General features: G+C 74.5%; 18 protein-coding genes. 2 read left to right on the plus strand and 16 right to left on the minus strand.

Features of this window, described 5'->3' with window-relative positions; translation table 11 throughout:
* Window positions 1–76 precede the first annotated feature (76 nt).
* Window positions 77–1,198: a YncE family protein gene (locus P696_RS43315; RefSeq protein ID WP_051466854.1), complete on the minus strand. Its 1,122-nt coding sequence runs from the start codon at window positions 1,196–1,198 to the stop codon at window positions 77–79.
* Window positions 1,195–1,860: a polysaccharide deacetylase family protein gene (locus P696_RS0104665; protein WP_211245636.1), complete on the minus strand. Its 666-nt coding sequence runs from the start codon at window positions 1,858–1,860 to the stop codon at window positions 1,195–1,197. The genes P696_RS43315 and P696_RS0104665 overlap by 4 nt, the downstream gene beginning before the upstream one ends.
* A 314-nt stretch (window positions 1,861–2,174) precedes the next feature.
* Here P696_RS0104665 and P696_RS0104670 point away from each other — a divergent pair, with 314 nt between their 5' ends.
* The gene (locus P696_RS0104670) at window positions 2,175–2,390 is read left to right on the plus strand and encodes a hypothetical protein (protein ID WP_026411406.1); all 216 of its coding nucleotides are present in this window, start codon (window positions 2,175–2,177) and stop codon (window positions 2,388–2,390) included.
* A gap of 330 nt (window positions 2,391–2,720) precedes the next feature.
* Here the strand turns inward: P696_RS0104670 and P696_RS0104675 are convergent, their stop codons facing one another.
* Window positions 2,721–4,460, minus strand: coding sequence for a sensor histidine kinase (locus P696_RS0104675; protein ID WP_245627504.1), 1,740 nt, complete (start codon window positions 4,458–4,460; stop codon window positions 2,721–2,723).
* Window positions 4,461–4,635: 175 nt separating this feature from the next.
* Here P696_RS0104675 and P696_RS43320 point away from each other — a divergent pair, with 175 nt between their 5' ends.
* A complete protein-coding gene (locus tag P696_RS43320) occupies window positions 4,636–5,757 on the plus strand; it encodes a methyltransferase (protein ID WP_051466856.1) in 1,122 nt (373 codons plus the stop codon).
* 55 nt (window positions 5,758–5,812) lie between these two features.
* Here the strand turns inward: P696_RS43320 and P696_RS0104685 are convergent, their stop codons facing one another.
* From P696_RS0104685 to P696_RS0104750, 13 genes are all read right to left on the minus strand, one after another.
* Window positions 5,813–6,616, minus strand: coding sequence for an alpha/beta fold hydrolase (locus P696_RS0104685; protein WP_211245637.1), 804 nt, complete (start codon window positions 6,614–6,616; stop codon window positions 5,813–5,815).
* Window positions 6,617–6,709: 93 nt separating this feature from the next.
* Window positions 6,710–7,624 carry a Cgl0159 family (beta/alpha)8-fold protein gene (locus tag P696_RS0104690; RefSeq protein WP_026411409.1) on the minus strand — a complete coding sequence of 305 codons (915 nt, stop codon included), beginning with the start codon at window positions 7,622–7,624 and terminating at the stop codon, window positions 6,710–6,712.
* Window positions 7,625–7,783: 159 nt separating this feature from the next.
* Window positions 7,784–11,023, minus strand: a complete 3,240-nt coding sequence (locus tag P696_RS0104695; RefSeq protein ID WP_026411410.1) for an AfsR/SARP family transcriptional regulator — start codon at window positions 11,021–11,023, stop codon at window positions 7,784–7,786.
* Entirely contained in the window at window positions 11,020–14,271 is a 3,252-nt protein-coding gene (locus P696_RS52050) for an AfsR/SARP family transcriptional regulator (RefSeq protein ID WP_051466860.1), read from the minus strand. Before P696_RS52050 ends, P696_RS0104695 begins: the two co-directional genes overlap by 4 nt.
* 72 nt (window positions 14,272–14,343) lie before the next feature.
* The gene (locus P696_RS43325) at window positions 14,344–16,311 is read right to left on the minus strand and encodes an AfsR/SARP family transcriptional regulator (protein ID WP_084336828.1); all 1,968 of its coding nucleotides are present in this window, start codon (window positions 16,309–16,311) and stop codon (window positions 14,344–14,346) included.
* 205 nt (window positions 16,312–16,516) lie between these two features.
* Window positions 16,517–17,023 (minus strand): GNAT family N-acetyltransferase, encoded by a 507-nt coding sequence (locus tag P696_RS0104710; protein WP_026411411.1) that lies wholly within the window; start codon window positions 17,021–17,023, stop codon window positions 16,517–16,519.
* 153 nt (window positions 17,024–17,176) lie between these two features.
* The gene (gene uvrB / locus P696_RS0104715) at window positions 17,177–19,291 is read right to left on the minus strand and encodes an excinuclease ABC subunit UvrB (RefSeq protein ID WP_026411412.1); all 2,115 of its coding nucleotides are present in this window, start codon (window positions 19,289–19,291) and stop codon (window positions 17,177–17,179) included.
* A gap of 108 nt (window positions 19,292–19,399) precedes the next feature.
* Window positions 19,400–20,560 carry a sensor histidine kinase gene (locus P696_RS43330; RefSeq protein WP_034483276.1) on the minus strand — a complete coding sequence of 387 codons (1,161 nt, stop codon included), beginning with the start codon at window positions 20,558–20,560 and terminating at the stop codon, window positions 19,400–19,402.
* Between the two features lie 63 nt (window positions 20,561–20,623).
* Entirely contained in the window at window positions 20,624–21,385 is a 762-nt protein-coding gene (locus P696_RS0104725; RefSeq protein WP_034483279.1) for a hypothetical protein, read from the minus strand.
* 180 nt (window positions 21,386–21,565) lie between these two features.
* Window positions 21,566–22,327, minus strand: a complete 762-nt coding sequence (locus tag P696_RS43335) for a hypothetical protein (RefSeq protein ID WP_034483281.1) — start codon at window positions 22,325–22,327, stop codon at window positions 21,566–21,568.
* 60 nt (window positions 22,328–22,387) lie between these two features.
* Window positions 22,388–22,993, minus strand: a complete 606-nt coding sequence (gene coaE / locus P696_RS0104740) for a dephospho-CoA kinase (protein ID WP_026411414.1) — start codon at window positions 22,991–22,993, stop codon at window positions 22,388–22,390.
* 60 nt (window positions 22,994–23,053) lie between these two features.
* Window positions 23,054–23,542 carry a GNAT family N-acetyltransferase gene (locus tag P696_RS0104745; protein ID WP_026411415.1) on the minus strand — a complete coding sequence of 163 codons (489 nt, stop codon included), beginning with the start codon at window positions 23,540–23,542 and terminating at the stop codon, window positions 23,054–23,056.
* 80 nt (window positions 23,543–23,622) lie between these two features.
* Window positions 23,623–25,581 (minus strand): endonuclease/exonuclease/phosphatase family protein, encoded by a 1,959-nt coding sequence (locus tag P696_RS0104750; protein ID WP_245627505.1) that lies wholly within the window; start codon window positions 25,579–25,581, stop codon window positions 23,623–23,625.
* Window positions 25,582–25,645: the final 64 nt, after the last annotated feature.

The raw sequence follows: 25,645 nt of genomic DNA on the forward strand, positions 1-25,645 counted from the left end.
CGTCGCCGGTTCGGTGGATTTGACGCGGCCCGCCCGCAGTAGGGGCGTTGGTCGCTCCCCCCGCCGACCGGACTGCTCAGCGGAGGACCCCGGTGTGGCCGAGGGAGTAGCGGCCGGGCTGCGGGAACACCGACAGGCCGTGCGGGCCGTCCCCGACTCTGATCCGGCGGATCAGCCGTCCGGTGGACGTGGAGATCGCGTACACCTCGGAGTTGTAGCGGCCCGACAGCCACAGCACCTTGCCGTCCGCCGAGATCCCGCCCATGTCCGGCGAGCCGCCGCCGGGCAGCCTCCAGCGATGCGTGACCCGCTCCGTCTTGAACGAGATGAGCGAGATCGTGCCCTCGCCGCGGTTGGTCACATACAGCGTCCTTGAGTCGCGGCTCACGTACAGGCCGTGCGCGCCCCTGCCCGTCGGGACGAAGCCGGTCGTGCGGAAAGTCGCCGCGTTGATCTTCCAGACGCCGTTGGACGCCATGTCGGCGATGTAGAAGGTCCTCCCGTCGGGAGAGATCTTCACGTCCTGCGGCATCGCGCCGTCCGCCAGTTTGACGACGCCCGTGACCTTCTGCCGGTGGGTGTCCATGCGCAGCACGTCGCCGGAGAACTCGCACGCGGTGAGGAAGAAGCTCCCGGACGCCGAGAAGTCGGCATGGTTGGGACCGGTGCACGGTACGTTCACGCGCCTGTGGACCCGCATCGTGTGGGCGTCCCGGAAGTCGATGCGCTGGAGCCGCTCCGCCATGATGATCGCGAACCGGCCGTCCGGGGTGAAGTACATGTTGTAGGGGTCGTCGACCGGCACCGGCTTGCCGGGCTTTCCGGTGCGCGGGTCGATCGGGACGAGATCGTTGGAGTCGTTGTCGTTGACCCACAGAGTCCTCAGGTCCCAGGACGGTACGACGTGCTGCGGCCTGAGGCCGACCTTGAAGCGTCCGACCCGCCTGAACGTCTTCTGGTCCAGCACGATCACGTCGCCGCTCTCCGAGTCGGGGACGTACACCCGCGCCGGAAGGTCGCGCACCGCAGGGCTGAGCTGCCCGGGCCGGTCGTGTTCGTACAGGTCCAGCGGTGAGTCCGCCACCTTGGCGGCGGCCTCATCAGGCGTTTGGAGGCGGGTGTGGCCGACGGAACTCCCGGAAGAGCACGCCGCCGCGAGCATTCCTGCGGCGGCCACGGTCATCCACCGGCTCTTCATGCGCCCATCAGCTCGGAAGCGGTGACGGCCCGCAGTCCGCGGCTGCGCAGGCCGTCCAGGAGGACGGGTAGCGCCTCGACCGTCCCGGAATGCCCGAGGTGCATGCTCACCACCGAACCTCCCCGCACCTCGCGCAGGACCTTGCGGGTGATGGCCGGCGCACCGGGATCGGTGAAGTCCAGCGAGTCCACGTCATAGGACAGACAGCCGCGATAGCCCAGCGTCGCGGCCTGAGCGCGGACCCGTCGTGACGCGTGCCGCGTCTGCGACGGACGGAACCAGACCCCCGCCGTTCCGGTCAGCCTCTTCAGCCGCTCGGCGCACCGGGCGATCTCGGCGTGGGAGTCCGCCTCTGACATCGCGTCGATGTCGCGGTGATTCTGCGTGTGGTTGCCGAGTTCGTGGCCATTGTCCAGGAACGCCCTCGCCGTGCCCGGCTCTTCGTCCAGCCATCGTCCGACCGCCATGACGGTGACGCGCGCGCCCGCCGCGTCCACCTCCCGCAGCAGACGTCGAGCGAGCGCCGGGTCACCGGACCCGTGGAACGTCAAAGCCACGGCACGAGCCGTTCGCACGCCGTGCGCGATCTCTTCCGGCTGCGACCGGACGGGCCGCACGGCCCCGGCGGCGGCAGCCACCGAACCGTGGCCGGGGGTTCTCACGTTCGCACTATGCCGGGAGCTTCCACCACACGCGGCACAGAAGCCCACCCCCGCGAGCCCGGCCACACCCGCCAACACAGAACGTCTCCCAATGATCACAAAGTGCAGCGTAGGGTCGATCGAATCTCTTGAGGGTCAACCGTCTCGGCAAGATCGGAAAAGACTTGACGAAGCCTCTTCGCGCCGCTCCCGTGGAGGCGGGGGATGCGCGTATCCGTCCGGTGACGTGACTCCTTGAAGCAGTGCGCCGTAACCGCGTACCGGTTCCCCCGACCGGCGTGCAGACGCAGATGAGAAGACCGCACCCCGAGCCAATGGTGTCCCGTTCGGCGGTCGCGGTGCAGGTCCGACGGCGGAGTGACCTGCCAGCCAGACGCAGTACCTACGCGGCCGGTCTCGCCCTGCTCGCGATCGTGGCCGCCGCGGCGTTGGCCTTCACCCTCACCGGCGTCAGCGCCGCGTCCGAGGCCGGCGGCGCGCCGCGCCCCGGCCGCCGGAACGACCACCGCGCCGCTGGCACCACCGCCTGAGGGCGGACGTCCCGGATCCGTCCGAGGAACGGCCGTGGCCCTCACCCACTCGGATCACCGCAACCCAGGAGCCGAGCACCGCCCCCCAAAGCGGGGCTCGGCCCAGGCCGTCCCGCCGTTCGGGCCGTCCCGCCGTTTAGACCGTCCCGGCGTTCGGACCGTCCCGGCGTTCGGACCGTCCCGGCGTTCGGACCGTCCCGGCGGTCAGGGCGTCCCGGCGGTCAGGGCGTCCCGGCGGTCAGGGCGTCCCGGCGGTCGGGTCGTCCGGCGGTCGGGGTGCGCCGTTTTGGGGGCAGGCGTCGTGGTGGTGGGGCTTGGTTGGGGCGGGGGTCAGCCGTCGGTCGAGGGGACGGGGACGGACCAGGTCAGGATCGTGCCGCCGGGCCGGTTCGGGGAGACCTCGAAGTCCCCTCCCAGTTCCTCGGCCCGCTGCCGGAGGTTGGCCAGGCCGCTGCGCCTGGTGACGGCGGGGTCGATGCCGCGGCCGTTGTCCGTCACCCGTAGCCGGAGGGTCCGGTCGCTCACGTCGACGCTGACGTCCACGGCCGTGGCGTGCGCGTGCCGGGCCGCGTTGGACAGCGCCTCGCCCAGGACGGCCAGGAGGCGCTCGGCGTGCTCGGCGGGCACGGCCGTGTCGAGCAGGCCGGTCATCCGCAGCGCCGGGGTGAAGCCGAGGGCCGCGGCGGCGCGGTCGGTGGCCGTCACCAGCTTCGCCCGCAGGCCGACGCCGCCGCCGCGGTCGCTCTCCCGCAGGCCGTAGATGGTGGAGCGGATGACCTTGATCGTGTCGTCGAGGTCGTCCACGACCCGCTGGATCCGCTCGCCCACCTGAGGACGGTCGGCGACGCGCCCGAGCGTGGACTGCAGCGTCAGGGCCCCGGCGAACAGCCGCTGGATGACCAGGTCGTGCAGGTCGCGGGCGATGCGGTCCCGGTCGCCGAGGACGAGCATGTGCTCGGCGTCCTGGCGGTGCTCGGCGACCTCCAGGGTCAGCGCCGCCTGGTTGCCGAAGCCGACGACCATGTCGACGACCGCGTCCGGGAAGGCCCGCCCGCCGGGCGCGTTCGCCACCAGCAGGACGCCGCGGACGTGGTCGCGGGTGCCGAGCGGTACGGAGAACGCCGGCCCGAGGTCGGCCGTGGAGGAACCGCCGCCCTCGGCGCGCAGGTCGGCGCCGACGGCGTCGCTGGTGACCGTCTCCCCGGTGGTGAACACCTTGGACGCCAGCGTCGTGGCCGGCAGCACCAGGCCGCGGATCTCCTCCTCCCGCGCGCCGGAGGCGACCTCGACGACCAGCTCGCCGCTGTCGCCGACCGGCACGGCCAGCGCGACCAGGTCGGCGCAGGCCAGCTCGCGGACGGTGGCGGCGACCGACGCCAGCACCTCGGCCGATCCCCGGCCCGCCAGCAGGCTGCGGGTGAGCTCGTCGCTCGCCGCCAGCCACTGCTGCCTGCGGCGGGCGTCGTCGTAGAGCCGGGCGTTGTCGATCGAGACGCCCGCCGCCGCGGCCAGGGTGCGCAGCACCGCCTCGTCGTCGGCGTCGAACTCCGCCCCGTCCCGCTTGTCGGTCAGGTACAGGTTCCCGAACACCTCGTCGCGCACCCGGACGGGGGCGCCGAGGAAGGTCGTCATCGGCGGGTGGCCGTCCGGGAAGCCGACGGAGGCGGAGTGGTCCTTCAGGTCGGCCAGGCGCAGCGGTTCGGGACGGCGGATGAGCTCGCCGAGGATGCCCTCGCCGCGCGGGTAGTGCCCGATCCGGGCGACGACGTCCTCGTCGACGCCGACGGTGATGAACTGCGTGATCGTGCCTTCCTCGCCCAGCACGCCGAGCGCGCCGTACCGGGCGTCGACCAGGTCGACCGCGGACTCCACGATGCGGCGCAGCACGACCTCGAGGTCCAGGTCCGAGCCGACGGCCAGGACGGCGTCCAGCAGGGTGCGCATCCGGTCGCGGGCCGCCCGCACCTGGTGGACCTGCCGCTGCAGGCCGTCCAGCAGATCGTCCAGACGCAGCTGCGGGGAAGCCCCGGGCGCCGCGCCGTGGCCCCGGTCCTGCGCGCCCTCGTCCACCGAAGCTCCCCTCACACCACACCGTCGAACCACTGTTCAGCATGCCCGATAAGTCGACCGCGTTCGAGACCACCCCGGCCGACGCTTCCCTCCCCGGACGCCCCTGCCGCACTATGAATACGAACGACTACCCAGAGCGACATCGCGGGAGCGTCCCCGCCTCGAAGGAGAGACAGTGAACGACGGACGGCAGTTCACGGGGTCGAGCGGGCGGGAGCCCGCGCCGACCACCGCGCCGGCGCCCCTCGCCCCCACCACGTCGTCCGGCCCCGGCGACCCGCCGTCGGCGATCGTGCGGGATCTGATCAAAGGCACCGTCCGGTTCTCCGCGCTGTACGCCTTCGTGCGCGTCGCGGGACCGCAGGCCCTCGCCGACGGGCCGCTGACCAGCGAGGAGGTCGCCGAACGCTGCCAGTGTGATCCCGTTCTGACGCGGCGGATGCTGAGGGCCCTGGAGGCGTACCGGATCGTCACCGGCGCGCCCGGATCGCGGTATCGCCTGTCCCCCGCCGGACGACTGCTCCTGCCGGACGTCTCCGGCTCCCTGCGCGCCGGGGTGCTGCTGAACGGGTCGGCCCCCTGGCGGGAGGCGGCCGCGGGCCTGAGCGAGACGCTGCTGGGCCGCCCTCCGCTGACGAGCCCGGACGACTCCCCCTACGAGCGCCTCCAGCAGGACCCGGAACTCGCCGCGGCCTTCGACCGCTACATGACGGCCCTCGCCACGCCGGTCGGCGAAGCGCTCGCGGCCCGCGGGTTCGAGGGCGTCGGCACCGTGGTCGACCTCGGAGGCGGCCGAGGGACGACGCTGGCCGCCATCCTGCGCCACCACCCCCAGGTGCGCGGGGTGCTGGTGGAACGTCCGTCCGTCGCCGAGGACGCGGCGCGCCACCTGGCCGGCCAGGGCCTGGACGGGCGATGCGAGATCATCGCGGGGGACATGTTCACCGCCGCCTGCCCTCCCGCGCAGCGGGTCATCCTGTCCGCCGTCCTGCACAACTGGGGGGACGACGACTGCGCGGCGATCCTCCGGCAGGCCCGTTCGGCGCTGACGGCAGGCGGGCCGGACGCCCGGCTGTGGTGCGTGGAGGAACTGCTGCCTCCCCCTCACGCCGACACGGACCGCGGCGCGTTCGATCTGGACATGAGGATGGCCGCATTGTTCCCCCAGGGCCGCGAACGCACCGCGGACGAGTACCGCGACCTGCTGGGCCGGGCGGGTCTGCGGCTGGAGACCGTCCACCGCATCCCGGCCAGTCCCCGAAGCCTCATGATCGTCCGTACGGCGGACACCCGCTGACGCCCCCGCGCGCCCCCGCACCGCACAGGGCATCCGCCGACAGCGCGGCTCCCGGTCACCAGGGGTGGCGGTCCAGGAAGTCGCCCACCTGCTTGGCGAACGCTTCGGGGGCGTCGGAGTAGAGCCAGTGACCACAGCCGGGCATTTCGACCAGGGTCGTGCCCGGACGTTCGGCCACCATGCGGCGCGCCGTCGCCCTGGACAGCATGAACGTCCCGCCGCCGCGCAGGAGCAGCGCCGGTCGGCCCCCTCGGGCGGACGCGCGCCACGCCTCGGAGTGGTCGCCGACCAGGGCTCGCTGGGAGGTCATCAGCTCGTCCAGGTCGAAGAGGAAGCCCCAGCCGTCCTCGAACTCGACGGCGCTGTCCATGAAGTACGAGGCGTCCGGGATGCCGCGCGCTTCGACCGCCTCGCGCAGGGCCTCACGGGACGGGGCGCGGTGGGGCCAGTCCGAGACGTCCAGGACGGGGTGGGTTTCGGGCTCGGTGTTGAGGACGGTCATGTCGACGTTGATCAACACCGACACGAGCGAGGGACGCCTCGCGGTCAGCGTGTAGGCGACGGCGGCGCCCATGGAGTGGCCCAGGACGGCGACGGGCCCGCGTCCGAGGGCGTCGATGACCGTCGCGGCGTCGTCGACGTAGGCGTCGGGCGTCAGGAGGCCGCCGTGGGCGGACAGTCCGTGCGAGCGCTGGTCGGGGGCCACCACGCGGTAGCGCCCGGCCAGCGCCCCGGCGAGCGGCGCGAAGACGCCGCCGTGGCCGAAGTGTCCGTGCAGGGCCAGCAGGGTCGGGCCGGGACCTCCGAAGTCCCGGACGGCCAGCTCGATTCCGTCGCTCTCCACTCGTCGCACGTCCATGGCGTCCATGATCGCGGACGACGGCTCCCAGCGTGACCTCCAGGACACGGCTCCCGCCGGGCGGGCACGTCGCGGTGTCTCCTCAGCACCGGGTCACAGGGGGCGGACGGACTTCTCGACGGCCTCGACGGCGGCGTCCACCGCGCCGCGCACGTCGCCGTCCGGCGGGTACAGGAGGGAGCGGCCGACGATCAGCCCGCGCACGTTCGGCGGACGCAGGGCCCGCCGCCACCCGGCGAGCATGGCCTCACGGTCGTCGGACACCTCGCCGCCGAGGATCAGCGCGGGCAGCGTCGTCGCCGCCATCACCCGCTCCATCTCCGGCACTACCGGGACCTTCAGCCAGGTCCGGGCGGAGGTCGTGCCCAGCGCGGACGCCACCGAGACGGCGCGGATCATCGCGTCCGGGGTGAGGACGTTGCGCAGCCGCCCGTCCTCACGGCGGGCGGAGAACGGCTCGACGACCGCCATCAGCCCGTGCCCGGCGAGCGCCGACACGGCCCGCGCGCACGCCTCCAGCATCGGCGCGGTCGCCGGGTCGGACTCGTCGATCCGCAGCAGCATCTTGCCGCCGTCCAGCCGGGACGCGGCGATCGCGTCCGCGTCGTAGCCGGTGAACCGGTCGTCGGTCTCGAACGCGGCCCCGGCGAGCCCGCCCCGGTTCATCGAGCCGAGCACGACCATGCCGTCCAGGACGCCGAGGAGCAGCAGGTCCTCGACGATGTCGGGGGTGCCGAGCACGCCGTCCACGCCGGGCCGCGACAGCGCCGCGCAGACCCGCGCCAGGTAGTCCGACCGGTCGGTCATCGCGCGCGGGTCGCCGCCGGCGCCGAGCACGCCGCGTCCCGGATGGTCGGCCGCGACGATCATCAGCCGCCCGGTCTCCCCGGCCGGGCGCGTCCGCCGCACCCGGGCCGCCGCCCGCTCGGCCACCGCCCCGGGGCTGCGCACCCGGACGGCGGTCAGCTCCGCGATCCGTTCCGTCCACTCGGTGGTCGCCAGCACCACGGCCTCACCTCACGCCCGGAAATGGAACGTTCTCACTAGACACTGTCACCCCCCGGGCCCCCCGCCAACCCCCCGTTCGGACGACCGCCGCCCACGGCGGGCCATCGCGCGCCGCGTCCCGTCGATCCGGGGCGCGGCGCGCGCCGGTGCCTTCGGCCGCTACCTGGTGGCGCTCCGCGCCCCTGGAGTCGAAGCTCGCATGTCGCCGGTGCCGTCGCGATCGCCACCCGAAACCGCCACGCGCGAGCCGTCCGCATCCCCCCGCGTTTCCGGCGCGTCCGCGCTCCCCAGCGTTTCCAGGGCGTCCGCGTTCCTCTGCGGTTCGGGGGCGTCCGCGCGCTCCAAGGGTTTGAGGTAGTCCGCGCGCCCCTGCGGTTCGGGGTCGTCGGGGCCTCCCAGGGGGGCGAGGAGGGCGGCGGTGTCGGACGTGTCGGGGAGGCTCAGCGCGGTGAAGACACGGTGGGCCTCCGAGAGGCAGGCTCGGGCGCGGCCGGGCTCGCCGAGTTCGTGGAGGGCCCGGCCGAGCTCGGCCAGCCCGCGGGCGTGGAAGTAGTCGTCCCCCTCGGTGGACGCGACCGCGCAGGCGTCCTCGGCGTGCGCGCGCGCCGACTCGAAGTCGCCCACGACGTTGTAGGCGCGCGCGAGCCAGCTCGACGCGAGCGACTCCCAGTACCGGCCGCCGATCACGCGCAGGATCCGCACGCTCTCGTGGAACCCTTCGAGCGCCTCGGCCGGACGGCCCGTCCAGAGCCGGATGCCGCCCAGGTAGATCAGGGCCCGCGCCCGGGCCCCCAGGTCGTTGATGTCGTGGGCGAGCGCCAGGGCCTTCTCGCCCTCGGCGACCGCCTCCTGGGGACGGCCGTTGGCCAGCAGGGCGACCCCGCGCAGCGCGAGGGCGAACGACTCGCAGGCGGGATTGGCGGTCGACCGGCTGATCCGGACGGCCTCGTCCAGCGACGCGAGCGCCCCGGGGAAGTCCCGCGCGGTGAGCTGCTCTCCGCCCAGGTGGTTGAGGACGTAGGGAAGCATCCCGTCGTCGCCGGTCCCGCGGAGCAGGTCGACGGCGCGTCCGGTCCGGGGAAGCGCCTCGTCGACCAGGAAGCGGCGGCTCATCGCACCGCCCTCGAGGTACAGCGCCCGCCCCTCGGCGGCCGGGTCGCCGCGCTCGGCCGCCGCCCGCCCGAGCTCGCGCGCGCTGCTCTCCAGCCGGTCGGTGCGCACGTTGTTGAACGCCGCCGGGTAGATCGCCATCAGGACGTCGGCGGGGAGGGCGATCGGGATCCCCGGTTCGCGGGAGGCCCGCTCGACCGCGTCGAAGACGTCGCCCTGCTCCTCGTGGAACCAGGCGACGGCCCGCCGCCGGTCGGCGAACTCCCGTCCGGCCGTCCCCGTCGGCGACACGAGCCGGGGCACGCGGTCCGCCGGAGAGATGACGGGATGGGTGTTGCGCAGTGTGACCAGGTAGAACTCCAGCAGCCGCAGCAGCGCCGGGACCCGCTCGGCGTCCTCGGCCAGCTCCCTGCCGTAGAGCCGGAGAAGGTCGTGGAAGCGGTACTCCCACTCGCCCGTCGAGTTCATCAGGCCGACGTCGACCAGCGCCTCGCACAGGTCCTCGGCCTCGATCGGCGGACGGTCCAGCACGGCGGCGGCGACGGCGGACGACACCGGCTGCGGGGCGACCGCGGCGAGCAGCCTCAACGCGCGGGCCTGCTCGGGGAGCAGCTGCCGGTAGCTCAGCTCGAAGCTGGCCCGGACGTCGAGGTCGCCGGTCCTGAGCCGCCGCAGCCGATGCTGCTCGTCGTCCAGGCGCCCGGCGAACGACGCGACGCTCCAGCCCGGACGGGTGGCGAGCCGGGCGGCTACGACGCGCACCGCGAGCGGCAGCTGCCCGCAGAGCGCGGCGAGCTCGCGCACGGGCTCCGGCTCGCTCCGGGCGCGCTCGGCGCCGATGATCCTGGTGAGCAGCGCGACCGCGTCGTCCTCGTCCAGGACGTCCAGGCCGACCCGGTGCGCGCCCGCCAGCTCGGGCATCAGCGCGCGGCTGGTCAGCAGCGTCGCGCAGTGCGGCGTCCCCGGGAGGAGCGCCTCCGCGTGGGCGTGGTCGCGGACGTTGTCGAGCAGCACCAGCATCGGCCGCTCCGCGAGCAGCGTCCGGTAGAGGGCGGCCCTGTTGTCCAGGGAGCCGGGGATGTCGGCCTCCGGCACACCGAGCCGCCGCAGGAACTGGTCGAGCGCCTCCCCCGGATCGACCGGGCGGCCGTCGGCCCCGCGCAGGTCGATGTAGAGCTGGCCGCCCGGGAACAGGCCCTTGACCTCGTGCGCGGCCCTGATCGCCAGGCTCGTCTTGCCGACCCCGCCCATGCCGTTGATCACGACGGGCCGGGCCGGATCCTCGGTGAGGGCGGCCACGATGCCCGCCCTCTCACGCCGCCGTCCGGTGAAGTCGGGCAGCACGGCGGGCAGATCCGCGCAGACCGGCCGCCGCGACTCGTCCGCCTCACCGAGGACGGCGCCGCGGGCGGTGACGGTCACGGACCCGCCGCCGGGGACGGTCTCGGCCGCTTGGCGAGCGGACGCCGGGTCCGGGGCGCCCGAGAGGATCTCCGCGTGACGCTCGCGCAGGGCCGGGCCCGGTTCGAGGCCGAGGTCCTCGGCGAGAGCGTGCCTGGCCCTGCCGTACGCGGCGAGCGCGTCGGCCGTCCGGCCGACGCGGTGGTAGGCCGACATCAGCGCCGCGACCAGCCGCTCCTGGTGCGGATCGTGGTCGAGCGCACGCACCAGCCCGGGGATGGCCTCGTGTTCGCGTCCGGCGGCCACGAGCAGTTCGAGGTACCGCGCGGTGGCCGCCTCACGCTGCCCGGCCAGCGAGCCGCGAGCCGTCTCGGCGAACGGACCCGGGATCCCCGCGAGCGCCTCGCCCCTCCAGAGCGCGAGCGCCCCGGACAGGGTCCGCACCGCCTCGGACAGGGTCCGCGCGGCCTTGCCCGGATCGGCGTCGGTGCCGGTGTCGGCCGCCGTGCTCGCGGCGGAGACGGCGTCGGCGAACGCCAGCGCGTCGACGTCGGCGCGTCCGGCGAGCAGGCGGTAACCCGTGCGCGGACGGTGTTCGAGGAGCGACGGCTCGCCCCTGCCCCGCCTCGGCTGGAGGGACTTGCGCAGCCGGTAGACGTGGCTGGCCACGACCCGCTGCGGGCCGTCCGGCAGGTCGTCGCCGTAGAGGCCGTCGACGATCGTCTGGACGGGGACGAACGCGCCGGGCGAGAGCGCCAGCATCGCCAGGATCGCCGTCTGCCCTGGGGACCCCGGCGCGACCGTCCGGCCGCCGACGGCGAGCTCGGTCGCGCCCAGCAGCCCGACGGAGACCGCCGGCGTCGCGTCCTCGAACGCGCTGGTGGTCACCGTCGTCCTCCCTCGCGTCCGGCCGCGTCGATGCCGAGCTCGGCGAGCCGCCGCCGCGCCTCGGCCAGATGGTCGTACGCCTCGGCCGAGCCCGCCGCCTCCAGCGCCCTGCCGTAGGCCAGCCGGGCCTGGGCCGCGTGGTGCGGCTGGCCGGAGGCGGCGGCGTCCTGCCAGGCGCGGCGGGCCTCCCGGACCGCCGCCTCGTGCCGTCCACCGGCCGTCAGCGCCCCGGCCAGGCGGTAGCGGGCCGGGATGGACAGGACGGCCATACCGCGCTCCCCGGTGCGTTCGAGCACGCCGTCATAGGCGGCGATCCCCGCCGGGAGGTCGCCGCTCCGGCACAGCAGGTCGGCCTCGGTCATCGAGGCGATGGCCGAGAGGCGGGGATCGGCGGTCCGGAACAGCCCGGCGAAGTGCCGGGCCCGTTCGATCAGCCGCTCGGACGGCACGGGCCGCGCGGGGTCCACCGCGTCGACGACCAGCTCGTGCAGGTGCCCGCCCAGCGCCAGCAGCGAGTCGGGCCGCGCCTCGCCGTCCAGTTCGCCGACGAGCGCCACGACCCGGCGCAACATCGCGCGGGCGCCCGCGTGGTCACCGGTCTCCCTGCGCGCCAGCGCGCCGTAGTGCAGGCAGAACAGCGTGAGCACATGCCGATGCCCACCCGCCTCCCCATCGAAGTCCGGATTCCCGAACGGGTTCGCAAGACCCTCGCCATCGGGGTCCGCGTTCGCCAGGCCCTCGCCGCCGAGGTCCAGGTTCCCGGACGGATCCACGAGCCCCTCGCGGTCGAAGTCCGGGTTCGCGGGGCCGTCGCCGTCGGGGTTCAGGCCGTACAGGGTGAGCGACTCGTCCAGGAGGACGCGGGCACGGGCGAACCCTCCGGCGGACAGGTGCGTCACCCCGGCGGTGTAGGCGGCCTGCGCGGCGCATCCGGCCACGTCGACACCGTCCACGACGACGTCGCCGTGCTCGTGGTGCAGCTCCATGGCCGTCCGGTGGAGCGCGTCGGCGGCCTCGGTGAACGGCCGGAGGCTCAGATGGTCGTCCAGGGTCGGCAGGAGCACCATGAAGTCCAGCGCGAGGCGGATCACGCGGAGGTCGCCGGTCGCCGCCGCCCGCCGGGCCAGCGCGGTCACCACCCCCTGGTGCCGCCGGACCCAGGCCGCCGCGGCCTCGTCGCCGGAGCCCAGCGTCACACCCGGACGGGACGCGCAGAGCAGGACGGGCGCGACCACCCGCACGATGTCCGGCCGGATCGAGGCGAGGCTCCCGAGCATCATCGCGCCCAGCAGGTCCAGGGCGGCGGCGACCGCCGCGGTCAGTTCCGCCTCGCTCAGCAGCTGGTGGACCTTGTCCCGCGCGTGGACGGCGACGAGCTCGTGGATGCCGTGGCGGCCCGCCTCGCGGGGCTGCACCAGGGCGGCGTCCGCCAGCTCCGCCAGCAGCCGTCCGGCGTCGGCCACCGGCAGGCCGAGGACGACCGCGGCGGCCGGAACGCTCCAGCCCGTGGGGTCCACCGCCGCCAGCGTCACCAGCGCCCTGGCCTGCTGGACGGTCAGCTGCGCGAACGACGCCTCCAGGGCGCCCGCGACGGCGAGGTCGCCCGCCCTCAGCTCGCCCATGAGCCGGGTGCCGTCCGCGAGCCGGGCCACCATCGACGACACCGGCCAGGCGGGCCTGCCCGCCAGCCGGGCCGCCGCGACCCGCAGCGCGAGCGGCAGGTGGCCGCACAGCGAGGCCAGCGCCGCGACCTGGTCGGGCTGCCCCTCGGCCCGGGACCGTCCGATGATCGTCGTCACCAGCTCGGCCGACTCGTCCGCCGACAGCCCGCCGAGGCGGATCCGGACGGTCGCGGGGAGCGACGGCAGCGGCCCGTGCGAGGTCACGATCCAGGCGGACCCCCGCGCGGCGGGCAGCAGCGGGACGACCTGCGCGTCGTCGGCCGCGTCGTCCAGGACGACCAGCACCGCCCGGTCGGCGAGCACCGACCGCAGCAGCGTCACCCGCTCCGGGACGCCGCCGGGCACGCGATCGGCGGGAACGCCGAGGGCCGACAGCCATCCGTCCAGCACCGCCGCCGGGTCCACCGGGCCGTCGACCGCGCGCAGCGAGGCGTACAGCATCCCGCCCGGGAACCGGACAGAGCCGGACTCCCGGGCGGAGCCGGACTCCCGGGCGGCGGTGTGGGCGACGCGCAGGGCCAGGGACGTCTTGCCGATGCCGCCCATCCCGCTGATGACGACGCCGCCGCCCGCCGTGAGCGCGTCCGACGCCGCCGCGACCTCGTCGGCCCGGCCCGTGAAGTCGGCGGGCGCGGCCGGTACCTGCATGGGAACCCGGCCGGACGGGGGTTCCGCGCTCGCCTCGCCCTCCGGGGGACGGACGCGAACCCCCCCGGACGCGTCCCCGGCGACGGCGTCGGAGGGCGTGAGCACGGCGGCGTCGCCCGACAGGATCGCGGCGTGCAGGTCCCGCAGCCGCCGTCCGGGTTCGACGCCCAGCTCGTCGGCCAGGACGCGGCGGGCGTGCGCGTAGGCGGCCAGCGCGTCGGCGGTCCGGCCGGAGCGGTACAGGGCCAGCATCAGCACAGCGTGCAGGCGTTCCCGGAACGGATGGGCGGCCACCTCGGCCGAGACGGCCGGGATCAGTTCCGCGTGACGGCCGACCGCGAGCATCAGTTCCCCGTGCAGTTCGCGCAGGCCCGCGCGCGCCTCGGCCAGGGCGTCCCGGTGGGCCGTGGCGAGCGGCGCGTCCAGGCCGCTCAGCGCGGCGGGTCCGCGCCACAGGCCGAGCGCCCGTTCGACGACGCCCAGCGCCTCGGCGGGAGCGCGTCCCGGGGTGTGGGCCTCAGTAGCCAGGGCGGTGAACGCGAGCGCGTCCACGTCGGCGGGGTCGAGGGCGAGCCGGTACCCGCCGGACCCGCCGGTGACGATCAGCGAGGGCTCCCCCGGTCCGCCGCCCCGGCCCCGCCGCCGGTCCGGTTCGAGGACGGCGCGCAGCCGGTACACGCAGTTGGCGATCACCTCGCGCGCCGACGACGGCGGATCACCCGGGTAGAGGCCCCCGACGAGCTCGTCCACCGACACCGTCGCCCCGGCCCGCATCGCCAGTGCCGCCAGAACCGTCTGGACGCCGGGGCCACCAGGCGGAACGGTCTCCACGACGCCGTCCCGCGCCCGGGTCACCGTGACGGGCCCGAGCAGGCCGATCCGAACCCCCGCGCGTGCGCGCGCTGCGCCGCCCGCCATGACGCGCCTCCACCCCCGACAGGCGCCCTCGCCTGTTCCCCCGACGGGCGGATTCTAGACAGGCGATGACATTTACGGAACAGCCGCCCCGTCGGCCGACCGGAGCCGCCTCGTCCCGAGCCTCAATGCCCCGAGGACGTCGTGCCGGGGCGCGAGCAGGACGTCGAGGGCCCTCGCCGACGCGGCGCGCAGCCCGGCCCGGCCGTCGGTCCGCTCGGCGAGCCCGCGGGCGAACAGCCGGAGCAGCTCGTGATGGCGATAGAGGCCGGGGGCGGGCGCGTCCAGCATGCCGAGGTCGACGAGCCCCTCGGCCAGGTCCTCCGCCCGGTGGACGTCCGTCCCGAGGAGCGCCGCGGCGACCTCCCTCGAGACCGGACGGGCCTCGGGCGGGGCGAGCAGGCGGAACGCCCGCGCGTGGTCGTCGTCCAGCAGGTCGTAGCCGCGCCGGAACGCCTCCTCCACGGCCAGGTCGCCCGCGGAGAGTTCGGCGAGCCGTCCCCGCTCGTCCGACAGCGCGGACGCCATCGCGCCGATGCTCGCGTCCGGCCGGGCGGCGAGCCGGGCGCCGACGATCCGCACCGCGAGCGGCAGGCCCCCGCAGAACCGGACGACCTCCAACGCCGCGCCGGGTTCAGCGGCCACCCGCTCCGCCCCGGCGACACGGCCGAGCAGCTCCAGGGCCTCGCCGCCCTCGAACCCCTCGAGATCGAACCGTCCCTCCACGGGCAGTTCGCTCAGCTTGCCCCGGGCGGTGACGAGGACCGCGCAGCCCGTCCCGGCGGGCAGCAGCGGACGGATCTGGGTGAGGTCGCGAGCGTCGTCGAGGACGACCAGGACGCCACGGTCCGCCAACCGCGACCGGTAGAGCGCCTCCCGCTCCGCGGTCCCCTCCGGGATCGCCGCATCGGGCACACCGAGCGCCGCGAGAAATCCACGCAGCACCACGCCCGGCTCGGCGGGACGGCGGCCGGTCCCGCCCAGATCCGCGTACAGCCGCCCGTCAGGGAAGCACCCGCCGACACCGTGCGCCACATGGACGGCCAACGCCGTCTTCCCCACACCGCCCGGCCCCGTCACCGCCACGACCACCGGCGCCCGCCCCCCGGCGGGCCCCCGTCCCGCCGAGGCCAGCGAAGCACGAAGCCGGACGACCAAGGCGCGCCGCCCGGTGAAGTCGGCGACACCGTCAGGCAACCCGCCACCCGTCCCGCCGCCCACCATGGGCTGCCCGCCACTCACAACGGCCTCGACGCCCCTCCCCGCAGCCCGGGCGGGGAGCAACGCCGGATCGGCGGCGAGGATCCGGCCATGCAGGTCGCACAGCTCCGGCCCCGGCGTCACGCCCAGTTCGTCCGCCAGGAGGCGCCGCGTCCGGGTGAACACGTCCACGGCCTCGGCCTGCCGCCCGCTGCGATGCAGCGCCAGCATCAGCAGGCCGTGCACCGCCTCGTCCCACGGATGCTCGTGCGCCAGCAGGGTCAGCTCGCCGACCGTCTCCGCGTGCCGTCCCAGGTCGAGATCGAGCCCCAGCCGCGTCCGGACGGCACGGAACCGCAGGTCGGCGAGCCGGAGGCGCTGCCGCTCGGCGTAAGGTCCGGGCAGCCCGGCCAGCGGCGTCCCACCCCAGAGCCCCTCGGCCTCGAGCAGCAGCCGCCGGGCCCCGACCGGATCACCGGCGCTCCGGGCCCGCTCCCCCGCGGCGATGCGCTCCTCGAAGACGAAGGCGTCCACCTCCGCGTCCGGCACCCGCAACGCGTACCCCGTACCGGCCGACACCAGGACCTCAGGACGGCCCCGGTCGCGTTCCAGCACCTGGCGCAGCCTCGACGCGTACGTGCGGACGGCCCCCACCGCACGGGCAGGCGGGTCGGCCTCCCACAACGCGGCGACCAGGTCCTCGACCGTCGTCCCCCGACCACGACGCAGCAGGACGGCCGCCAGCAGCGCCCGCTGCTGCGGCGACCCCGTCTCCAGTTCGCGTCCCCCACGCCAGACCCGAGGCGGCCCGAGCACGGTGAAGCGCCATCGTTCCCCGTTCACGGAACCGAAGCATGACCCGCCCCGATCACCGCGCCGTCAACGCCCGATCAACACCAGGCCCACCCCACACCCCGCGCCCGTTCAAACCCGCGCCCGACCAACGCCCCGCATCCGATCGACACCCGCGCCCGATCAACGTCGGCGCCCGACCGACACGCGGCACCCGATCAACACCCCGCGCCCCGGTGCCGCCACCCGCCTGCGTTCAGGGGGTGGGGGCCCACATGACGATTCGGGGGCCGAGGTGGTGGAGGCCCGCGGCGACCTCGGCGTCCCAGTGTTTGCGGAGGCCGGGGGTCCACCGGTCCTCGGGCAGGACGGAGAAGCCGTGCCGGGCGTACCACGGCCCGTTCCAGGCGACGTCGCGGAAGGTGAGCAGGCTGACGCCGGGTGATCCGGCCGCCGCCGCGTGGTCCAGGACGGCGTGGAGGAGCCGGGTGCCGATGCCCTGCCCGGCGAGGTCGGCGTGCACGGAGATCTGGTCGAGGTGGATCGCGCCGTCCAGCGGGGAGAGCACCGCGTACCCGGCGGGCGGGTCCCCGGCCACCAGGATCTCCGCGTCCCGGCCGATCATCTGCTCCACCACGGTCGGGCCCGGCGGGAACTCGATGCCGATCGTGCCGAACATCCGGTCGGCGGAGTTCTCGATCGGGGGCAGCAGATCCAGGTCGTCCGGCGCGGCCGGGCGGATCTCGTAAGGGTCGGTACTCACCCGCCGATCGTAAGCCGCCCGGCCCGCGACCGTCGCGCGGGCCACTCACCACCGTCACACAGGCCACTCGACCCCGCCACGCGGGCCACCCGACCACCGCCGCGCAGGCCACACAAGCACCTCCGCGCGGGCGACCCACCACCGCCGCGCGGGCTACTTGACCCCGGCCTCCTTCATCTCGCGCAGCTCGCGCTTGAGCTCCTTGATCTCGTCGCGGAGGCGGGCGGCGAGCTCGAACTGCAGGTCGGTGGCGGCCTGGTGCATCTGCTCGGTCATCTGCTCGATGAGCGACTCCAGCTCCTCGCGCGGACGCTCGCCGACCAGGTCGGCGGCGTGACGGCCCGCCTCGCGGCGCGACGCCAGGCCGGGGACGGGGGCCTTGCCGCGGGACTGCTGGCGGCCCCCGCCGCCGATCAGGGTCTCGGTGTCGGCGTCCTCGCGGGCGAGCGAGTCGAGGATGTCGGCGATCTTCTTGCGCAGCGCCGTCGGCTCGATGCCGTGCTCGGCGTTGTACGCCTCCTGCTTGGCGCGGCGCCGGTTGGTCTCCTCGATGGCCCGCTCCATGGACGGCGTGACCCGGTCGGCGTACATGTGCACCTGGCCGGACACGTTACGGGCGGCACGTCCGATGGTCTGGATCAGGGACGTCTCGGAGCGCAGGAAGCCCTCCTTGTCGGCGTCCAGGATCGCCACCAGGGACACCTCGGGCAGGTCGAGGCCCTCGCGGAGCAGGTTGATGCCGACCAGGACGTCGAACTCGCCCGCGCGCAGCTCGCGCAGCAGCTCGATGCGGCGCAGGGTGTCGACCTCGCTGTGCAGGTAGCGGACCTGGACGCCGAGTTCGAGCAGGTAGTCGGTGAGGTCCTCGGCCATCTTCTTGGTGAGGGTGGTGACCAGGACCCGCTCGTCCTTCTCGGTGCGCAGCCGGATCTCGTGCACCAGGTCGTCGATCTGGCCCTTGGTGGGCTTGACGATCACCTCGGGGTCGACCAGCCCGGTCGGGCGGATGACCTGCTCGACGACGTCGCCCTTGGCGCGGCCCAGCTCGTAGGGGCCGGGGGTCGCCGACAGGTAGACGGTCTGGCCGATGCGCTCGAGGAACTCCTCCCACTTCAGCGGCCGGTTGTCCATCGCCGACGGGAGCCGGAAGCCGTGCTCGACCAGCATCCGCTTGCGGGACGCGTCGCCCTCGTACATCGCGCCGATCTGCGGGACGGTCTGGTGCGACTCGTCGACGACCAGGAGGAAGTCCTCCGGGAAGAAGTCGATCAGGGTGTTGGGGGCCGACCCCCGCTCGCGGCCGTCGATGTGCCGCGAGTAGTTCTCGATGCCCGAGCAGGTGCCGACCTGCCGCATCATCTCGATGTCGTAGGTGGTGCGCATGCGCAGCCGCTGCGCCTCGAGCATCTTGCCCTGCCGCTCCATGTCGGCGAGGGTCGTCTCGAGCTCGGCCTCGATGTCGCCGATCGCCCGCTCCATGCGCTCGGGCCCGGCGACGTAGTGCGAGGCGGGGAAGACGTAGATCTCCTCGTCCTCGGTGAGGACCTCGCCGGTCAGCGGGTGCAGGGTGGCGAGCTTCTCGATCTCGTCGCCGAACATCTCGATCCGGACGGCGAGTTCCTCGTACTGCGGGATGATCTCGATCGTGTCGCCGCGGACCCGGAAGGTGCCGCGGGTGAACGCCAGGTCGTTGCGGCTGTACTGCATCTCGACCAGGCGGCGCAGCAGGTCGTCGCGCTCGATCTGCTGGCCGACGCGGAGCCGGGCCATGCGGTCGACGTACTCCTGCGGGGTGCCGAGGCCGTAGATGCAGGAGACCGACGCGACCACGACGGTGTCGCGGCGGGTCAGCAGCGAGTTGGTGGCCGAGTGCCGCAGCCGGTCCACCTCGTCGTTGATCGAGGAGTCCTTCTCGATGTAGGTGTCGGTCTGCGGGATGTACGCCTCGGGCTGGTAGTAGTCGTAGTACGAGACGAAGTACTCGACCGCGTTGTTCGGCATCATCTCGCGCAGTTCGTTGGCGAACTGGGCGGCGAGCGTCTTGTTCGGCTGCATGACCAGCACGGGCCGCTGGAGCTTCTCCACCAGCCAGGCGACCGTGGCGGTCTTCCCGGTGCCGGTCGCGCCGAGCAGCACCGTGTCCTTGTCGCCGCGGCCGACCCGCCCCTCGAGCTGGGCGATGGCCTGCGGCTGGTCGCCGGACGGCGTCATGTCGCTGACGACCTCGAACGGCGCTACCTTGCGCTGCAGGTCGGTGACCGGTCGCATCTGGCCTTCCCCCTGAAGATCTACCTTGTCCCGGGCCTTGGACCGGCCCGGTCGACCCACTCTACGTAGGGGTTACGACAATTCTCGGCCCCGGCCTGTTCCCGCAGGTCAGGAGGCTGGCACGGGGAGCCGTGCCCGGACGGCGAAACCGCCGTCCCGGGAGGGCCCGGCCTCGAAGTGCCCGCCGAGCGCGACGACCCGCTCGCGCAGGCCGACCAGGCCGTTCCCGCCGCTGGGCAGGCCGTGCTCGGCGGCGCCCTCGGGGACGGCCCGGTTGACGACCGAGACCTCCACGGCGTCCGGCGGGAGCCGCACGTCCACCCGCGTCGACGCGCCGCCCGCGTGCTTGTGGACGTTGGTCAGGGCCTCCTGGACGATCCGGTACACGGTCCGGGAGATCGCCGACGGCATCGGCCGCTCCTCCCCGTAGACCACCAGGTCCACCAGCAGCCCGGCCGCGCCGGACTGCCCGACCAGGTCGCGGACGCCGTCCAGGCCCGGGTCGGCGGACGGCAGCTCGCCCTCGCCCTGCCGCAGGACGCCGATCACCTGCCGCAGCTCCTCCAGCGCCTGCCGGCCCATGTCGCCGATCACGGTCGCGGTCTGGGCGGCCCGGTCCGGGTCGCGGGCGGCCACGGCGCGCAGCGCCCCCGCGTGGACGACCATGACGCTGACCCGGTTGGCGACCACGTCGTGCATCTCGCGGGCGATCCGGGTGCGCTCCTCCGCGCGGGCGCGCTCGGCGAGCAGGTGCTGCTCGCGCTCCAGCCTCGACGTCCGCTCCTGGAGGGACGCCAGCAGCTGCTTGCGCGCCCCCATGTACATGCCGAGGATCAGCGGGAACGAGGAGAACAGCAGCCCGAACGTGGCGTTCGCCGCGAACGAGCTGTTCCCGCCGTTCGGCGACGGGAGGATCAGGAACACCGCGTAGCTGGTCGCCGCGATCGTGATGGCCGTCCACCGGGACGCGGCGTAGGCCCCCAGCGAGTACAGGACGATCACCCCGGTGATCGGGCCGCCGCCCGCCGCCGACCCCACGACCAGGGAGACCAGCGCGACGTGGACGGGGTAGTGCCGCCGCGCGACCAGCGTGAACGCGAGAAGCGCGGACACCAGGGCGACGGCGTAGCCGGGGAGCCAGTACGACTTCGCGGTCCCCGCCCACATGATCGCGGCGTCGAGGACGGACGCGCCGGCCGCCAGCGAGGCGTCCAGGACCCGGGACCGGCGCGACGACCACGACGTCGTCCACCACCCCCGGAAGTCCATGCGACCGAGCCTATAGCGACGAGACGGGAAGATCCGATGCTCCCGACGATCTCCCCCGGAGAATCACATACCGCCCGAGAAGCCCACCAAGGCGACCGTGGCGTCGTCGGACGGCTTGGTCCGCGGCCACCGGACGACCTGCGGATCGGTGGCCTCCACCTTGCGCGTGCGCGCGATGAGCGCCTCCGGGCCCTCCTCCCGGACGATCCGCGTCAGCCCCGCCCAGTCGGTGTGGTGGAACATGTCGGCCAGGCGGCTCGCGCCGTCGGTCAGCAGCATGACGCCGCGCAGATCCGCCAGCGGGACCGTACCGGTGATCGCCTGCTCGGCGACCGACGGGTCCCCGGCGGCGAAGCCCCGGCCGCCGATGACCGCCTCGACGCCGCGCGGCCCGTCCAGCAGCAGGGTCGAATCGGCCAGCACCAGGTAGTCGAGCACGTCCCCGCGCACCCGTACGGCCATGACGGTCGCGGAGGGCGTGTACGGGTGCGCCAGGTCACAGGTCGCCCGGTGCGACGCCGCGACGTCGGCGATCGCGCCCGCGAGCCGGGCCACCAGCGGGCGGTTCCCGGGCCGGTGCGCGCCCTCGGGCGGCCCGACCGGCGCTCCGGCCTGCGGCGCGTCGCCGAGACCGTCCAGGATCCGGGCGAGCAGCCGGGTGCCCAGCGAGCGGGAGTACCAGGCGATGCCGTGCTCGCAGCCCAGGTCGGTGCCGAGCGGGAAACCGCGGCCGTCCAGCACGACGGCGGCCCCCGGCGCGGTCGCCACGAAGTCCTCGTTGCGGCGCTGTGGACTGCCTTGATCGGTAGCCCAGACGACCTGCATCAGCGTGCCCTCCAAAGTGCTCAGCCCGCGGCGGCGCGGCGGGTCAGGTCGGCCCAGATCTCGTCGGCCCGGGCGTCCAGGTCGTCCATCGACCCGGAATTGTCGATCACGTGGTCGGCGACCGAGCCTATAGCGACGAGACGGGAAGATCCGATGCTCCCGACGATCTCCCCCGGAGAATCACACACCGCCCGAGAAACCCACCAAGGCGACCGTGGCGTCGTCGGACGGCTTGCTCCGCGGCCACCGGACGACCTGCGGATCGGTGGCCTCCACCTCGCGCGTGCGCGCGATGAGCGCCTCCGGGCCCTCCTCCCGGACGATCCGCGCCAACCCCGCCCAGTCGGACCGCCCGAACAGGTCGGCCAGGCGGGTCGCGCCGTCCGTCAACAGCAGAACGCTCCGCAGCTCCGCCAGCGGGACGGTCCCGGTGATCGCCTCCTCGACGATGCCCGGGGCGGAGGAAGCCCAGACCGGCCCGCCGGTGATCTCCTCAACGCCGCGCGCGCCGTCCAGCAGCAGGGTCGAGTCGGCCAGCACCAGGTAGTCGAGCAGATCCCCGCGCACCCGGACGGCCAGGACGGTCGCGGCGGGCGTGTTCGGATGGGCCAGGTCACAGGTCGCCCGGTGCGACGCCGCGACGTCGGCGATCGCGCCCGCGAGCCGGGCCACCAGCGGGCGGTTCCCGGGCCGGTGCGCGCCCTCGGGCGGCCCGACCGGCGGCCCTGCCTGCGGCACGCCACCGAGGCCGTCGGTCAGCCGCGCGAGCAGCCTCGTCCCGAGCGAGCGCGAGTACCAGGCCGTGCCGTGCACGCACCCCAGGTCGGCGCCGAGCGGCAGCCCGCAGCCGTCCAGCACGACGACGGCCCCCGGCGCCGCCGCGACGAAATCCTCGTTCCGCCGCTGCGGACTCCCCTGCTCGGTGGCCCAGGTGACCTGCATCGACACACCCTTCGGGGTTCAGGCCGCGGCAGCGCGGCACCTCAGGCGACCCTCGCTGGATCAGACGGCGGTGGCGGCGCGGCGGGTCAGGTCGGCCCAGATCTCGTCGACCCGGGCGTCCAGGTCGTCCATCGACCCGGAGTTGTCGATCACGTGGTCGGCGACCGCGCGGCGCTGCTCCCGGGTGGCCTGCGCGGCGATCCGGGCGCGCGCGGCGTCCTCGGTCATGCCCCGCAGCGTGGTGAGCCGCTCGACCTGGAGCTCCACCGGAGCGTCCACGACGATCACCACGTCGTACATCCCCGCGAGGTTGTTCTCGGTCAGCAGCGGGACGTCGTAGACCACGATCGCGTCGCCCGGGGCGGCGTCCATCAGCTCCTGCATCCGCTCCCCGACCAGCGGGTGGACGATCTTGTTGAGCGCGGCGAGCCGGTCCGGGTCGGCGAACACGATCGCGCCGACCCTCTCCCGGTCCATGCGGCCGTCGGCCGTCAGCACGTCGGTCCCGAACTCGGCGACCACGGCGTCCAGGCCGGGCGTGCCGGGTTCGACGACCTCGCGGGCGATCCGGTCCGCGTCGATCACCACGGCGCCGCGCTCGGCGAGCCGCCGCGACACCTCGCTCTTGCCCGCGCCGATTCCGCCGGTGAGTCCCACTTTCAGCACGCGCCAGAGCCTACCGGCCCGTCCTTCCCCGCCGTCAGCCCCGGCCCCGCCGGACGGGCGTCAGGCGGGGGCGGGTTCCAGGTGCTTGCGCATGTGGACGAACGTGAGGTGCGCCGCCACCCGCTCCCGGTGCGTCTCGCTGTAGCCGAGGCTGCGGTAGAGCCGCAGGTTGGCCTCGCTGAGGTGACCGGTGAACAGGACGCACGAGGTGGCCCGTCCGGCGACCTCGGCCTCCAGGGCGTCCATCAGGAGCCGCCCCACGCCGTCGCCCTGCTGGTCGGGGGCCACGGCGAGCCGCCCGACCAGGCAGGTGTGGTCGCTGAACTGGGCGCGGACGATCCCGACGATCCGGCCGTCCAGCACCGCCTTGAGCACCGTCACGCCGCCGGCCAGGGCCTTGCGCACCTGGTCCAGCGACTCCACCAGCGGCGGGATGAACGGATCCCCGTACAGCTGCGCCTCACCCACGTAGGCGGCGCGCTGGACGGTCAGGATCTCCCCCGCGTCCTCGGGCACGGCCCGGTCCACCCGGACGTCCACGGTGCTCATACGGGAACCCTAACGGCGCGGGACGGCCCCGTCCCGCCCTCCGCGAAGGCCCAGGGGCCGGTCCCGGCGTCCACGACCGGTCAGCCGTCGACGCGGACGGTGACCGCGACCGGGAAGTGGCCGGACCCGGCCGGGGCGACCTGGTACCCGGAGAAGGTCAGGTCGTCGGTGCCGAAGATCCAGTCGGTCCGCTCGCCGTCGGACGTCGTCGGCGAGGCGTCCCCGCCGGTCGCGGCGCTGCGCAGGCCGGTGCCGTCGGTCATCCGGTCGATCTCGTCCGAGCCCGGCCCGGCGTTGAAGTCGCCGGCGACCACCGTGCGCGGGCCGCCGCCCCAGGCGCGCAGCAGCGCCGACACCTCGCGGAGCCGCTCCTTGCCCTCGCCGTCGCCGTTCTCCAGGTGCGTGGACCACACGTCCAGGCTGGACGACCCGACCTTCAGCTTCGCCCACACGTACCCGCGGATCTGCGACCAGTCGCCGCGCGGCATCCGGCCGATGCCGGACCGCTCGACCGGCAGCGAGGTCAGGATCGCGTTGCCGAACTGGCCGTCGGCGGCCGGGCCCCACAGCAGCTTCATGCCGAGCCGCCGCCCCAGCCACACGCCCACGTCGGTCGTGCCCGACAGCAGCGAACCGCGGCCCGCCTCCTGAAGCATGATCACGTCGGCGTGCCGGGTCTCGAGCGTCCGCGCGATGGCCTCGGGGTCGAGCCGTCCGTGCCGGTCGACCGCGTCGTGGATGTTGTAGCTGATCAGCCGCACCTGGCCGCCCGCGGGCGCGGCCTTGGCGTCACGGGACGGCGCGGCCATGCTGAACACCAGCGTCCCGAGCAGCAGCGCGAGCGCCGCGCCTCCGGCGGTCAGGGCGCGCTGCGGGGCGCGCGCGGGCAGCGGCCCGCCGCGCGCGGCGGTGATCGCGGCGAGGGCGCCGAGCAGGATCCCGGCCAGGCCGGGCAGCGTGTTGTTGGGGAACGGCAGCGGCTGCAGCGCGCTCACCTGGTAGGAGATCAGGATGACGCCGACCAGCAGCCCGCCGAGGGCGGCGCCGACGTCGATCCGCCAGACCGCCCCGCCGCGACCGGCGCGGCGCAGCGGCGCCCGGGACGCCACGGCCAGCAGCCACGCGGCGAGCACCTGCCCGATGATCACGACGGGGACGACCTCGATGCCGTTGACCGCGTAGGTTCCCGCGATCGAGGCCGCGCCGACGCCCAGCAGCGTCCCGCCGAGCACCGCGACACCGCCCGGCACCGCGCGCACGGCCAGCCCGGACGCCAGGAACGCCAGCGCCAGGCCCTGGCCGACCACGACGATCACGTGCGCCATCGTCAGCGACCGCCAGCCGGACGACGCGACGAACGCGGGGCTGGACAGCACCAGCACCTGCAGCGCCACGAACGGCCCGAACGCCGCCGCGCCCAGGGCGTCCCGCCAGGAGACGCCGGGCGCCTCCACGGCGCCGGACGACAGCTCCCGGTACAGGGCGAGCGCGCCGAGCGCCACGAACACCAGGCAGACCAGCCACGGCCCGATCCCGGACCGCCACACCGGGTCCCACGTCGCGAACGCGACCCGGACGGCGGTGTCGACCGACAGGCCCGCGACGGCCGCCGTGGCGAACCCGACCCCGGACAGCCCTCGCGCGCCCTCGTACAGGGCCGTGACGGCGAGCGCCCCGACCGCGACGCCGACCAGCGCCAGCCAGGTCTGCGGGGTGAGCGCCTGGGCGAGCAGCCGCACCAGCAGCAGCGCCCCGACGCCGGTCGCCAGCAGCCCGCTCGGCCCGGCCGCGCGCCGCACCAGCGGCGCGAGGAACCCGGCGAGGAAGACCGCGAGCACGACGGGCGCGGCCACGGCCGCGCCGGCGTCGTCGGCGAAGTGGTTGAGCTGGGGCAGCGCGAACCGGAGGGTCTGCGCGAGGACGGCGGTGGTGACGCCGATCAGGGCGAGCCGTGCCGGGCCCTGCGGAACCATGGACGGCCCGCGCGCGGCGCCTCCGGTGGTGGTGCCTGCGGTGGTCGAGGCGTCTGTGCTGGCCAATGGAACAGATGCTCCCGGGGGACGAACCGGATACGGGTGGGCGGGGCGGGGAGGGACGCGTTCC

The organism is Actinomadura oligospora ATCC 43269, assembly GCF_000518265.1.
GTDB lineage: Bacteria > Actinomycetota > Actinomycetes > Streptosporangiales > Streptosporangiaceae > Spirillospora > Spirillospora oligospora.

Coding starts and splice junctions, on each gene's coding strand:
- P696_RS0104745 (WP_026411415.1), bottom strand. CDS start 23,542: ATGAGCACCGTGGACGTCCGGGTGGACCGGGCCGTGCCCGAGGACGCG.
- P696_RS0104725 (WP_034483279.1), bottom strand. CDS start 21,385: ATGCAGGTCGTCTGGGCTACCGATCAAGGCAGTCCACAGCGCCGCAAC.
- P696_RS43330 (WP_034483276.1), bottom strand. CDS start 20,560: ATGGACTTCCGGGGGTGGTGGACGACGTCGTGGTCGTCGCGCCGGTCC.
- P696_RS43315 (WP_051466854.1), bottom strand. CDS start 1,198: ATGAAGAGCCGGTGGATGACCGTGGCCGCCGCAGGAATGCTCGCGGCG.
- uvrB (WP_026411412.1), bottom strand. CDS start 19,291: ATGCGACCGGTCACCGACCTGCAGCGCAAGGTAGCGCCGTTCGAGGTC.
- P696_RS0104670 (WP_026411406.1), top strand. CDS start 2,175: ATGGTGTCCCGTTCGGCGGTCGCGGTGCAGGTCCGACGGCGGAGTGAC.
- P696_RS0104685 (WP_211245637.1), bottom strand. CDS start 6,616: ATGGACGTGCGACGAGTGGAGAGCGACGGAATCGAGCTGGCCGTCCGG.
- P696_RS52050 (WP_051466860.1), bottom strand. CDS start 14,271: ATGGCGGGCGGCGCAGCGCGCGCACGCGCGGGGGTTCGGATCGGCCTG.
- P696_RS43335 (WP_034483281.1), bottom strand. CDS start 22,327: ATGCAGGTCACCTGGGCCACCGAGCAGGGGAGTCCGCAGCGGCGGAAC.